Source organism: Pseudomonas graminis (assembly GCF_013201545.1).
Taxonomy (GTDB): domain Bacteria; phylum Pseudomonadota; class Gammaproteobacteria; order Pseudomonadales; family Pseudomonadaceae; genus Aquipseudomonas.
Window position 1 is genome coordinate 4993713 of the sequence record NZ_CP053746.1, and the last position, 14208, is coordinate 5007920.

4 protein-coding genes (1 of these 4 cut by a window edge) are annotated in these 14208 nt (G+C 65.3%); all 4 read right to left on the bottom strand.

The features are described 5' to 3' along the window. On the bottom strand, positions 1-1107 hold the beginning of the coding sequence (locus FX982_RS22215) for a non-ribosomal peptide synthase/polyketide synthase (RefSeq protein ID WP_254074851.1). Its footprint begins 15078 nt before the window's first position; 1107 of the gene's 16185 nt are visible here — the first part of the coding sequence; its start codon is at positions 1105-1107; its stop codon lies beyond the left edge, outside the window. Beyond that, positions 1107-10841, bottom strand: coding sequence for a non-ribosomal peptide synthetase (locus FX982_RS22220; protein WP_254074852.1), 9735 nt, complete (start codon positions 10839-10841; stop codon positions 1107-1109). The genes FX982_RS22215 and FX982_RS22220 overlap by 1 nt, the downstream gene beginning before the upstream one ends. Before the next feature lie 129 nt (positions 10842-10970). Then, on the bottom strand, positions 10971-12317 hold the full coding sequence (locus FX982_RS22225) for a lysine N(6)-hydroxylase/L-ornithine N(5)-oxygenase family protein (protein ID WP_172612617.1): 1347 nt from the start codon (positions 12315-12317) through the stop codon (positions 10971-10973). 163 nt (positions 12318-12480) lie between these two features. Continuing rightward, the gene (locus tag FX982_RS22230) at positions 12481-14175 is read right to left on the bottom strand and encodes a multidrug ABC transporter permease/ATP-binding protein (protein WP_172612618.1); all 1695 of its coding nucleotides are present in this window, start codon (positions 14173-14175) and stop codon (positions 12481-12483) included. Positions 14176-14208 lie beyond the last annotated feature (33 nt).

The window sequence follows — 14208 nt, forward strand, 5'->3', positions numbered from 1 at the left end:
TTGTGCGCCTTGGGAGGCCAGGCGAACGCCGTCGATGATCTGGTTGAAACTGGCGTCGGCCTGGACCTCGCCGCGCAGGATCTGAGTGTTGACGAAGAAGCCGATCAGGCCCTCGGTTTCGGCGCGCTGACGCCCGGCAATGGGCACGCCAATGCGCAGATCGGTCTGCCCGCTCATCCGCTGCAACAGCACTTGATAAGCCGCGAGCAGGACAGTGAACAAGGTCACGCCGCGCTGGCGAGCCAGTTCGCGCATGCGGCCGGACAGCGCCTTGTCAAAGCTGAACGGCAGGCGCGCGCCGCGGAAACTCTGGCGCGCCGGGCGCGGACGGTCCGCCGGCAGTTCCAGCACCGGCGGCTCGTCGCCCAGTTGCTGCTGCCAGTAGGCCAGTTGCCGATCACCCTCGCCTGCGTCCAGGCAGGCACGCTGCCACAGGGCGACATCGGCGTAGCTCAGCGGCAGCGGTGGCAGTGAGTCAGTGTCGTTTTGAATGGCAGCGCGATAGGCCTCGACGAAATCCAGCAGCAGCACTTGAATCGACCAACCGTCAGCGATGATGTGGTGCAGGCACACCAGCAGCACGTGATCGTCTGCCGCGCGCTCGATCAACGCCACGCGCCACAGCGGGCCTTGGGCCAGGTCGAACGGGCGTCGGGCGAAGGCGTCGGCCAGTGCCTGCATCTCGCCCTCGTCGTCTGCGTGCAGACGTTCGAATGGCAACGACTGATCGCCGAGAATCACCTGCTCCGGCGTGCCGTCTTCAGCGGTGGCGAACACCGTGCGCAGGCTGGCATGACGCTCGGCCACGCGCTGGAAAGCCGTTTGCACGGCGCCGATATCCAACTCGCCCTTCAGGCGCAACGCACCCGGCAGGTGATAGGTGCTGTTGCCCGGTTCCAGTTGCTCGAGAAACCACAGACGCTGCTGGGAAAACGACGCCGGGCTGCGCTCGCCCGCGACGCCCGGCGGCACCGGCAGTGACGACGCGTCCAGGCCCTGCTCACGCAGTTTGTTCAAAAACACCCGACGCTGAGCGCTGCCAAGGCTGAGGAACCGCGTGGCCAGGGCCAGCAGCTTGCTCTGTGAAGTCATGCTCGGTTGCGACATCAGTTGCTTTCCTCCAGCTCATTCATTAACTCGTCCAGGGCATCGAGCCGGTCGAGTGTCAGGGTCTGCCCCTGCAAGGTGTCGATCAGCGACGCCTGGGCGGCGACGGTGGTGGCTTCGAAAGCCTGGGCCAGCGGGATGCTCACCCCAAGGCGCTCGCGAATGCGCGACAGCAGCCGCGTCGCCAGCAACGAATGGCCACCGAGTTCAAAGAAGTTGTCGTGGCGGCCGACCTGCTCAACCTTCAGCAGGCTCTGCCAGAGTTCGGCGAGGACTTCCTCACGCTCGCCCTGTGGCGCTTCGAACACGCGTTCTTCCAGGCTCGGCGCCGGCAGCGCCTTGCGGTCGAGCTTGCCGTTGGCGTTGCGCGGCATCTGCGCCAGCACGACGATGTGCGCCGGCACCATGAACGCCGGCAGGGTTTGCGACAGCGCGGTTTTCAGCACGTCGCTGGACAACGCCTGCTGCGCCTCGGCGACCACGTAGGCCACCAGTTGTGGGCCATGGGCCGTCGGTTGCGCGCTGACCACGGCGTCATGCACCGAGGGTTGCGCCAACAGCAGGTTTTCGATTTCGCCCAGCTCGATGCGCTGGCCGCGGATCTTCACCTGGAAGTCCGCGCGGCCGACGTATTCCAGCGCGCCGTCGGCGTTCCAGCGGGCCAGGTCGCCGCTGCGATACAGCCGCGCACCGGTTTCGCCGAACGGATCGGGCAAGAAGCGCTCGGCGGTCAGTCCAGGTCGGGCAGCATAGCCACGGCCCACACCAACGCCGCCGATGTACAGCTCGCCCACCACGCCCGGCGCGGCCAGTTGCAGGTTGGAATCCAGCACGTACAGGCAGTTGTTGTCGGTGGGCCGGCCAATCGGCATGTTGGCGTTGAGGGCGGGTGCGGCGGTCAGGGTGTGCAGCGCGACATCGTCGGCGCACTCCGCCGGGCCGTAGGCGTTGACCAGCGGCACTTCGGGGTAGCGGGCAAACCAGCGCGCGGCGAGGTCGGTGGTCAGCGCTTCGCCGGTTGGCAGCAGCCAGCGCAAGGCATCGAGCCGCTGGGGCGCGACCACGAGCATCGCGTCGATCACCGCCGGCACGCACTCCAGCACGCTGACCTGATTGGCAGCGACTTCCTCCAGCAGGCGTTGCGGGTCCTGCACCACGGGGTCGGGCAAAATCTCCACGCGCCCGCCGAACAGCGGTGCGGTGAGGAATTGCCACACGGAAATGTCGAACCCGGTGGCAGCGGTCTGGGCAATCACATCGCCCTCGCCCAGCCGCAGGTACGGCAGCTTGGACATCTGGTTGTTGAGCATGCCGCGCTGGTTGACCATCACCCCTTTTGGCTCGCCGGTGGAGCCGGAGGTGTAGATCACGTATGCCAGTTGCTCGGCTGTCGCGTAGCGGCCCGGATTTTCGTCAGCGAGCAGATCGGCGCCAGTCAGCACGTCCTCAAGCACCAGCACACGGGGCGTGGGTTCGGCCAGCGCAACAATCGCCTCGACCTGGGGCAGACACTCGCGGGGCGTCAGCAATACCGGCGCGGCGCTGCTCACCAGCATGCGCGCACTGCGACCGGCCGGGTGACGATCATCCAGCGCCAGATAGGCTGCACCGGCCTTGAACGCGCCGACGATCATGCTCAACAACGGCAGGCCGCGCGGTGCGAACAGCGCCACCACGTCATCGCCCTGCACGCCCGCCGCGATCAGGCCGTGACCAACGCGGTTGGCCTGACGATTGAGTTCGCGGTAGCTCAGGCTTTGACCCTGACAGCGCGCCACTTCCTGGGCCGGATGGGCCAGCACCCGCGCCTCGAAACGCTCCAGGTAGCTGATGTCGTACCAGTGCTTTTGCACCGGGCCGAGCCCTTGGGCCAGCAACTGCTCGCGCTCCGTTTGCTCAAGAATCTGCAACTGACTCAGCGTCTGCTGCGGGTTGTCGATCAACTGCGTGAGCAGACGACGGAAGTGGCCGACCAGCGTGCCCATGTCGGCGTCGTTGAAGTGCCGGGTGTCGTAGGTCAGCTGCAGTTGCAGGGATTCACCCGGCAGCAACACCACGGTCAGCGGGTAGTTGGTGTGGGTGCGGTTGGCCAGCGGCTTGATGCGGTATTCGTTCACGGCCTGCTGCACCTCGGCGCCCAACGGAACGTTCTCGAAAACAAACAGGCTGTCGAACAGCGGCTGACCGCGAGGGGTGTCGGCGAGCAGCTGAATGTCGGCCAGGGACAGGTGTTCGTGCTGGCGCATGTCGGCGTTCTGCCCCTGCAATGCATTGAGCAGCTCCAGCGCCGAGGCGCCCATGCCCGGCCGGCGGATGCGCAGCGGCAAGGTGTTGATGAACAGCCCCAGCGCGCCTTCGATGCCTTCCAGCTCGGTCGGACGACCGGCCACGGTGACGCCGAACAGCACTTCGTCGCGGTCGGCATGGCCCATCAGCAACAAGGCCCAGGCGGCCTGCACGAAGGTGTTTGTCGTCAGGCGATGCTGACGGGCTTGTTCGGCCAGCTTCGCAGTCTGCTCGACACCCAGCGCCAGAGTGACGTCGCGCATCTGCGCTTCACCATGCGGACTGTTGCGGTACGGCAGCGGCGTGACGTCGGTGAAGCCGGCCAGCGCGTTGCGCCAGTAATCGCGGCTCACCGCTTCGTCCTGCTCGGCGAGCCAGGCGAGGAAGTCGCGGAACGGCCGCGCCGGCGGCAGGCTGACCTGACGACCTTCGAGGAACCCGCGGTAATGGGCGAAGAATTCAGTGAGCATCAGCCCCCGGCACCAAGCGTCGATCAAGGCGTGGTGGTGGCTCTGAACGATGCGGAAATCCGCCTCGCCGAACTTGATCAGGCGCAGGCGCAGCAACGGCGCCCGGGCGAAATCGAAGCCCTGCTCGCGCTCGCTTTTCAGCAGGTCATCAAGCTCCGCTTCGGCGGCGGTGCGGGACAGATGGCTGAGGTCGATCAGTTGCACCGGCGACGGCACGCGACGCATGACAATCTGACGCTGCACCCCGCTTTCCAGGCCGTGAAACGCCGTGCGCAACGCCGGGTGGCGCTGCACCACTTGCTGCCAGGCGAACTTGAACGCGTCGAAATCCACCGGGGCGCCAACGTCGTACTGGTCCTGCATCAGGTAGATGCCGTTGCCCTGCTCCAGCAGGCTGTGCAGCAAAATGCCCTGCTGCATGGGCGCCAGCGGCAGGATGTCTTCGATCTCCCGCGCGGGGATGCCCAGCCCGTCGAGCTGGGCCTGATTCAAGCCCGCCAGCGGGAAATCCGACGGCGTCAGGCCGGCGTTGTTTTCGTCGCCGCAATGGGCTATCAGCTGCAGCAGCTGTGCTTTATAGAGCGCGACCAGTTGCTCGATGCTGTCGCGGCTGAAACGTTCGCGGCTAAAGGTCCAGTCCAGCTGCAACTGGCCGTCGCGCACCTGACCGTCGAGCGCCAGGGCATTGGCCAGCGGCCCTTGGGGGTCACGCAGACTCCCCGGCGTGCGGCTCGACAGGGAGAACAGCGCGCCCTCGCTGTCGTCGAAACGCCCGAGATAGTTGAAGGTCACGCCCTGACCGGTCAAATCCGGCAACTCTGCGCCGGCCAGGTATTTCAGTACGCCATAGGCGAGCCCTTTTTCCGGCACGGCGCGCACAGCTTCCTTGACTGCCTTGAGTGTCGCGATCGCGTCATCCGCCGCGTCCAGCGCCAGCGGGTACAGGCTGGTGAACCAGCCGACGCTGCGGCTCAGGTCCAGGTTGCCAGTAGCGTCCTCGCGGCCATGGCCTTCGAGGCTGATGACGTGGCGACGACGGCCGCTCCACTGCCACAGCGCCTGGGACAGCGCCGCCAGCAGCAGGTCGTCGATGCGCGTGCGATACGCCGCCGGGGCTTCGCTGAGCAGGCGACGGGTGTTAGCTGCGTCGAGGGTCAGGTGCAGGGTTTCGCTGTCGCCAACAAGGCTTTGCACCGACGCATCGCCGGGCAGGATGGCATCGGCAGCGTTCAGCCCTTGCCAGTACGGCAGTTGTTGTTGCAGCTCAGGGCTGCGCGCCAGGCTGCTCAACGACTGCGACCAGGCCTGGAAGCTGGCGGTTTTGTCAGCCAGGGCCACGCTCTTTCCAGCCGCCAGTTGGCTGTAAGCCAGTTGCAGGTCTTCCAGCAGCACCCGCCACGACACGCCGTCCACGGCCAGGTGATGGATCGCCAGCAGCAGCCGTGCTTCGCCTGACGCCAGGCGCCCATGGACCACCCGCAGCAGCGGACCGGTGTCGATGTTCAGGCTGCGCTGGGCTTCGTCGTTGAGCGAATCGAGGTCATCTTCGCGGCTCAGTTCGCAGGTCCACAGCACGCGCTCGGCACTTTCGCTGTCGCGATAACGCTGCTGCCACTGGCCTGCATCATTCTGATGGAAGCTCAGACGCAGGCTGTCGTGATGGGCCAGCACGGCGGCGAGGGCCTGCTGCAGCATTGCGGTGTCCAGCGCTTGGGGCACGTCGAGCAGCAGCGACTGGTTCCAGTGCTGACGCTGGGCGACCGGCAGGCTGAAGAAGCGAGCCTGAATCGGCGTCAGAGCAAACTCGCGGGGTGCGACGGCTGCCGTGACAGGCGCGGCGGCAGGCTTGGCTTCGGCCACCGTGGCGACCTGGGCGAGTTCGGCGATGGTCTGTTTTTCGAACAGCTGCTTGGGTGTCAGGCGAATGCCCTGACGACGAGCACGGGCGATGATCTGCAGGCTAAGAATCGAATCGCCGCCGAGGGTGAAGAAGTTGTCATGACGACCGACCGCCTCGACGTTCAGCGCCGCTTGCCACAGCGCTGCGAGTGCGGCTTCGACCCCTTCGTGGGGCGCTTCGAAATCGTCGGAGGTTGTGGTCGGCGTCGGCAGCGCGCTGGCGTCGAGCTTGCCGTTGGCGGTCAGCGGGAAGGCGTCGAGGGTCAGGATGTGGCTGGGCACCATATAGTCCGGCAGGCTTTGCGCCAGCTGCGCGCGCAGCGACTCGCCGTCTACGGTGGCACCACTTGTTACCAGCACATAAGCGATCAACTGACCGCGATCGTCGACGCGCACATGGGCGTCACGAACGCCGTTCAGCTGGCGCAGGCGCTGGGCAATTTCACCCAGGGCCACGCGGTAGCCGCGCACTTTGACCTGATCGTCGCCACGGCCGAGGAATTGAACCTGCCCGTTGGCCAGCAAGCGCACGCGGTCGCCGCTGCGGTACAGCCGCGCACCGCTGCCGCTCGGGTCCGGAATGAAGGCCGCAGCGGTCATGGCCGGACGCTGGTGATACCCCCGCGCCAGCCCCGGCCCGCCGATGTACAGCTCACCGATGTCGCCCTGCACCACCGGCTGCAAGTGGTCGTTGAGAATCAGCGCCACGGCGTTCGGCAGCGGCCGGCCGACGGGCACGCTGTCGCCCACCGACTCTTGGAAAGCCTCATTGCTCAGCACGCCGACGGTGGTTTCGGTTGGGCCGTAGTGGTTGATCACCCGGCAGCCGGGCTTCAAGCGTTTCACCTGAGCCACCAACTCCCACGGCAGCGCATCGCCGCCAAGGATCAGCGCGTGTTCAGGCAGCACATCGACGGCATTCGTCGCCTGCAACAGGCCGTTCAAATGGGTCGGCACGATCTTCAGCACGCCGACCTTGTGCTCGGCCATGTAAGCGGCGAAGCGGTCGGCGTCGTTGGTACGGTCGGGGCTGATCAGGTGCAGCGAACGCGCCGAGCACAGCGCGCCGAACAGCACGGTGTGGCCCAGATCGGCGCCGACGGTGGAAACCATCGCCATGCTCGCCTCGGGGGCCAGATCAAGACGGGCGAGCAAGCCTTGCACGTAATCGGCCAAGGCGCCGTGGCTGATGACCACCCCTTTTGGCGTGCCACTGGTGCCGGAGGTGTAGATCAGGTACGCGGCTTGATCGGCGTGGGGGCGCAGGTCCGTGGCTCGCGCCGGCAACAAGCGCCACGCGGCATCGGCAGCCACGCTGATGACGTCGCCATGGAAGTCACCCGGCGCAGCCCCATCGCTGATCAACGCGCTTGCGCCGCTGTCGGCCAGGACAAATGCCTGACGCTCGGCCGGCCATTTCGGCTCCAGCGGCACATAGGCGGCACCGCTTTTGAGCACCGCCAGCAGGCCAACGACGAACTCCAGGGAGCGCTCAAGCAGAATGCCGACGCGGCTTTCCATTCCCACACCCGCTTGGCGCAGGTGCTGCGCCAATTGATTGGCCTGGGCATCGAGCTCGGCAAAAGTGGCGCTGCGCTGTTCGTCTTGCAGGGCCAGACGATTCGGCTGTGCATGGACGCTGGTATTCCACAGGCTCAGCACATCGGTGGCCGGGAACACCGCGGTTTCGGCAGCGATGGATGACGGCTCGGCACCGATCTGCAGATCAGCCAGACGCACCTGAGGTTGCGCCACCACTTGCGCGCAGATCCGCAGCAGGTCGCCGGCAAGACCGGCGATGCGCAGTTCGTCGAACAGGTCGCAAGCGTAGGTGAACACCGCCTGAATACCGTCGGCGTCGTCGGTGATGTCCAGCCCCAAATCGAAGTGCGCCGAGTAGTCGTCGAGCTGATTGACGTCCATGCGCACGCCGGCCATTTCAACGTTCTGTGGCAGCGGGAACTGCTGGGTGAATTTCACCTGGCACAGCGGGTTGTGGCTGAGGTTGCGCGACACGCCGAGGGCTTCGACCAGTTGCTCGAACGGCAGGTCCTGATGGTGTTGCGCGCCCAGCGCGGTGTGGCGCACGGCCTCAATCAGCGTGCTGAACGACTGTTGCGGCGACACCTCGCTGCGCAGCACAAGGGTGTTGACGAACAGCCCGATCAGCCCTTCGGATTCGGTGCAGGTACGCCCCGCCACCGGCACGCCGACGCGCAGATCGGTCTGGCTGCTGTAGCGCTGCAACAGGGTTTTGTAGGCGGCAAGCATGACCATGAACAGGGTCGCGCCGTGGCGGCTGGCGAGGTCGCGCAGGCCCTGGCTCAAGTCACGGTCGAGGGCGATGGCGTAACGGGCGCCGCGATGGCTTTGCTGGGCCGGACGGAGGCGGTCGGCAGGCAGGTTCAGAACGGTCTGGGCATCACCCAGTTGCTCACGCCAGTAGGCCAGCTGTCGCTGCCCTTCCCCTCCGGCCAGACGCTCGCGCTGCCAGGCGGCGAAGTCGGCGTATTGAATCGGCAGCGGCGGCAATGCCGGCTCTGCCCCCTGAGTGTGGGCGCTGTACAGCGCGGCGAACTCCTTGAGCATGACCTGCACCGACCAGCCGTCGGCGATGATGTGGTGCAGCACCAAAACCAATTGCTGCCGGTCTGGGGCCAGTCGCACGTTGAGCACGCGCCACAGCGGGCCGTTCTGCAAATCCATTGGCTGCTCGACGGCCGCTCTGGCCAGCTCGGCCAACGCTGCCTGCGGATCGGTGTCCTCACTCAGGTAATGGCGTTCGATCAGCACCGGGCTCGGGGCGTGAAGGCGCTGCACCAGTTGTTCGTTGGCGTCGATGGCGAAGGTGGTGCGCAGGCTTTCGTGGCGGGCGGCCAGGCCATCGAAACTGCGTTGCAGCGCGGCGTCATCCAGCGCGCCGTTCAGACTCAGCTGGCCGCACAGGTGATAGGCGCTGCTGTCCGGTTCCAGTTGCGCAAGGAACCACAGGCGCTGCTGGGCAAAGGACTGCTCGGGATCGGTGTCGCGGGAAATACGCGGCACGCCCGCTGAGGCTTCGGCACTGCGGCCGTGGGTGGAGACGTGCGCCGCTACGTGGGCGTTGAAGGCGCCGAGGGTCGGGTGCTCGAACAGGTGCGCGGGCTCAAGTGTCAGGCCCAGCTCACTGTTCAGGCGCGACAGCACTTGCACCACGCCGACCGAATCACCGCCACGGGCGAAGAAGTGGTCGGCGGCATTCAGGTCGCTTTTGCCGAGGACTTCCTGCCACGCGGCGACGACTTCCGGCAGCAACAGCGAAGCCTCAAGCGAGGCGTTCGCGCTGTCAGCACCAAGCACGCGGCCGTCCTGCCAGATCGCGAAGCTGTCGAGGCTGCCGTTCTGCCAGCCGCTGCGGCAGGCGGAACGTTGCAGCTTGCCGCTGGTGGTGCGCGGCAGTGCGCCCGGCTCCAGCAGCACAATGACTTTCGGCGCCACCAGAAACAGCTCGGACACCGCGTCGCGCACCGCTTCGCAGATCATCGGCGGCTTCATCAGGCGGCGCACGTTGCGGCTGATTTCCAGGGCCAGGCCGACGCCTTCCACGCCCTGCTCGTCGGTCACCGGGAAGGCGGCGATGCGCCCGCGACGCAGCAGCTCGACGCTCTTCTCCAGCGCCTGCTCGATGTCCTGGGGGTAGAGGTTCTGGCCGTTGAGGATGATCAGATCCTTCAAGCGGCCGGTGATGAACAGCTCGTTGTCGCGGGCAATGCCCAGATCGCCGCTGCGCAGCCAGCGCTGGCCGTCTTCCTCGACGAAGGTCTGGGCGGTGGCTTCTGCGTTCTGCCAGTAGCCCTGGGCGACACTCGGCCCGGCAATCCAGATCTCGCCCACGTTGCCCGAGGCGAGGGGCTGCAGCGTGGCCGGATCGACAATCTTCAGGTCGTGATCGGGCCGACACCAGCCGCACCCCGGCAAACGACTTTTCGAATTCTGGTTGGCAAACACCGCCTCGGCGGCCTCACCGGCGGCCAGCTGGCTGCCGTCAAAATGCTTGATGCCGAACGGCCTGTCGCGCTCGGCGGCGCTCACGTACAGGGTCGCTTCGGCCAGGCCATAGCTCGGCGTCAGGGCGCGGCGGTCGAAGCCGGCCGGCGCAAAATGCTCACTGAAAGCATCCAGGGTGGCGATGCGGATGGGCTCGGAGCCGGAAAACGCCAGGCTCCAAGGGTCCAGCTTCAGGCCTTTCACGGCGCTGGGTTTGATGCGTTCGACGCACAGGCGATAGGCGAAATCCGGGCCACCAGAGAAGGTCCCGCCGTACTGACTCATCGCTTCCAGCCAGCGCGCCGGGCGGCCGAGGAAATAGTTCGGCGACATCAGCGTCAGCGTGCCGCCGTAGTACAGCGGCAACAGCAGGCCACACATCAGGCCCATGTCGTGGTACAGCGGCAGCCAGCTGACCCAGCTCTCCACCCCTGAATCGGAGACAAAATGCCGGGCCATGGCGACTTCGTTGGCCATGAGGTTGTCGTGGGAGACCATCACGCCTTTCGGTGCGCTGGTGGAGCCCGAGGTGTATTGCAGGAAGGCCAGCGAGGCGGTGTCGATCAGCGGCGCCAGAAACCTTGCGTGGCCGTCGCTGATCTCCTCGACGGCAGCGAAACGCCCGCCAGCGGGCATGAACGGCTGCAACAGGTGCTGGAATTTATCCAGATCTTCCCGACGCCCGATGACCATCTGCGGCGCGGCGTCGTGGAGGATGCCGGTGAGCCGGTCCAAGTGCGTCTGCCGGTTGTATTCGGGGGCGAAGGCCGGTACGGCGATGACTTTGGCATACAAACAGCCGAGGAACGCCGCCGCGTAATCCGCGCCGGTCGGCAGGATCAGCACGCAACGCTCACCGCCCTGCACGCCCAGGTGTTGCTGCAGGTGCGCGGCAATCGAGCGCGCCTTGGCATCCAGCTGGGCATAGGTGGTCAGCAGCGGCGGCTGGTCCTCGTGGACGATGTGTCGAAGGGCAATCCGGTCCGGCTGGGTCTGCGCATAAAAGCCCACCAGTTCGGGAAAATGCGCGGCCTGATCTCGTATGGATTTCATTCTTTCACCTGTTTGTATCGGCAAGGCTCAACCCGCAGGCAGCGCGAAGGCGGCCCACAACGTTGTGAGAAAAGAGTGGGTGGCCGCTGACGACCACCGCTATGACGGGCTTTGTTTATCGGCCCGGGCTTAGCGCGCCAGCTTGAGTGCCACGCGCGGCTCGGTCTGCACCTGCAACGACCCATGGGCAGAGCGCGCCGAGCACGGTTGCGCCTGATCGCCGAAGATCGATTCGACGACCTCCTGGGAGCGGATCGCCAGCACCGACAACAGCGTGTCGCTCAAACCGTGGCTGTCTTCGCAGCAACCCTGGAGAAAAATGCCGGCCTCGCTGCCGGGGCTCAGGGGCAAGCGATAGTGACGGTCGACATTGGCGCCCTGGATGTATTCCTGAATGCCCGAGAGCAGTTCCAGGTGGTAGTCGCGGCGGTAACCGGTGGCGAGCACGACAACGTCGAAGGACTCGCTGTGCATCTGGTCATGGGGCGCGTCGCGCAGGAACAGCTCGATGCCGTCGGCGGCCACTTCGGCGTGCACCACTTCGCGGTTGGTGAGCATGCGGTGACGCTCTTCGCCGCGCACCTTCTGCTGGTACATGCGCTGGAAAATCGTCTCGATCAGGTCGGTGTCGACAACTGAATAGTTGGTGTTGCGGAACTCGTCGAACAGCGCGACGCGACGCTCCTGGCTGTGATTGAAGATCGTGTCGGTGAACGACGGGTTGAAGATCTGATTGACGAAGGGGCTGTCATCGGAGGGCTTCAGCGCGCTGCCTCGAATCACCAGGGTGGCCTCGACGTTGTCGAAACGCGAGGCCAGGTCTTCGAAGATTTCCGCCGCGCTCTGACCGCCGCCGACCACCGCCACGCGCACCGGGCCGGGGCGATTGGCGAGGAGCTTTTCGATGCCGCCGCGATAGCCCGCAGAGTGCAGCACGCGCGCATCTTCAAGGCCGTCGAAGGCCGCCGGCGCCTGGGGAATGCCGCCGATGCCGAACACCAGATTGCGCGCGCGGCGGCGTGAGACTTCACCGTTCGCATCGCGGGACAGCACGTCCATGGCGACAAAGCGGCCGTCTTCGAAATGCGGCTCCACCGACATCACCTCGGCGCCGTAATGGGCTTGATCGGTGAAGTGCGAGGCCGCCCAGGTCAGGTAATCGGTGTATTCCTCGCGGGTCGGAAAGAAGGTCTTGAGGTTGATGAAGTCCTGCAGGCGGCCGCGCTCGTTGAGGTAGTTAACGAAGGTGAAACGGCTGGCCGGATTGCGCAGGGTCACCAGGTCCTTGAGGAAGGAAATCTGCATGGTAGAACCGTCGATCAGCATGCCTTCGTGCCAGTTGAACGCCGGCTTTTTCTCGAGGAAACACACGTGGGGCGCCAGACCGCTGCGCTGTGCATGCTCCCGGGTGGCGATGGCCAAAGCCAGGTTCGACGGGCCGAAACCGATGCCGATGAAGTCGTAGACGAGTTCCATGCTTCCCTCTCGTAAGGCGCGATGCGCGATCGACTCCGGCAGGCCGAACGACCAGGTCGCTGGCGCCGGATGGCCGTTCACGCGCATCAAAAATGTTTAAGACTGATTCTCATTAACATGACGACTGAAGCTGACGGCTGTTTAGTCCCGGTCGCCGAAAAACTTACAAAGCCTTTACAGTTTTGAGCTGATACGCGGCGCCGATCTCTTCCACCGCGTCGCGGCTGGCGTTTTCGCGGCGATCACCTTGCAGCTCGCTGAGCTGCCCGGACTCCATCTTCACCAGGCGGTCGGCGAGGTCGAAGTACTGGTCGTCGTGGCTGATGGCGAACACCGTGACGCCGGCCTTTTTGAACATCGGCAGCAGCTCGCGGTAGAAGAAGCGGCGGAACAACGGGTCCTGGTCGGCGGCCCATTCGTCCAGCAGCAGAATGTCGCGTTTCTCCAGCAGCGCCAGCATCAGCGCCAGGCGTTTGCGCTGCCCCTGGGAAAATCGGGTGTCGAGCAAATGCCCATCGGCGAGCTGCACCTTGTGCTTCATGTGCAGCTTTTCCAGCCAATGCTCGACGTCAGCCACGTCAGCGTTTTGCCCATCGGGCCCGAGCAGTTGGGCAAACAGGTGGAAGTCCGTGAACACACTGGCGAACAGCTGACGATAGGCCAGCCAGTCGGCTGAACCGATGACCTGGCCGTCGATCAGAATCGTCCCTGCCGACGGTCGATACAGGCCGCTGAGCAAGCGCGCCAGGCTGGATTTGCCGCTGCCGTTGCCGCCCATAAGGAACACGGTTTCGCCCCGGCGCAGGATCAGGTTGACCGGGCCGACATCGAAACCGGGCTCGTCGCCCTGGGGCGCATAGTGGTATTCGACGTCACGCAGTTCGAGGGTCTGCCAGTGACCGGCGATATGGCTCGGGGCGACGTCGAAGCTTTCGTGATGGTCGGCCAGGGCCAGCGACTCGACTTTATCCAGCGCCACGCGCCCGGAGATCTGCGCCGGGATCGCCGCCACCGCCAGCACCAGCGGCGTGCGCATGAACAGCACGGTCAGCGCATAGGTCGCCGCCACTTCCGTCGGCGCCCAGCCCAGGCCGTTGGCCAGGTAAAACGCCAGGCCAATGGTGCCGAGGACCATGATGTTGGCCCAGTTGCTGGCCAGTCCGTGATAACGGTCGGCCAGGGTGAAATGCTCTCGGTAGCGCTGGGCGGCGACGTCGAAGGTTTCTTCGTACAGACGGCGCGCGCGGTCGCGGTTGAGGGTCAGCTCTTTGCGCCCGTCGATCACCCCTTGATAGCTCTGATAGAGCTTGTCTTCGGACTCACGCAGCGCGCGGATGTGGGCGTTGAGTTTACCCACCAGCAGCCAGCCGACCCCCAACGTGAACGCCATCCAGCACAGCGTGGTGATGAACAGCGACGGCGACAGCCAGGCCAGGTAACTGAACGACGCGACGCTGAGCACCGAGCCGTAGATCAGGTCCGGCAGCTGTACGAAGGCCATGGTCACCGCGCGAATGTCGCTGGACAGGCTGGCGAAGATCTTCGCCCCGCCGATGGATTCGATGCGCTCGATGTTGGTGTCCAGCAGGCGCTTGACCATCACCCGACGCAGGCCATAAACGAACCGGTGACCCAGCGCGGTCAGCGACAGCGACGCCCCGGACGCCAGCGCCAGCAGCACGGCGAGCATCAGGCCGAATTGCCACAGCGCGGTGCCGAGGCCGTCGTGACTGCTGATCATGCGTTGGTTGACGAAGGCAATCACGCCGACGCTCAACAGCCCGCTGCTGACGCTCAGCAGCAGCACCATCGCAAGCGGCCAGCGGTATTGCTGGAAGACCAGACGAACTAATTTCATGAATGACTCCGGGCAGTGAAAACGAAAGACATG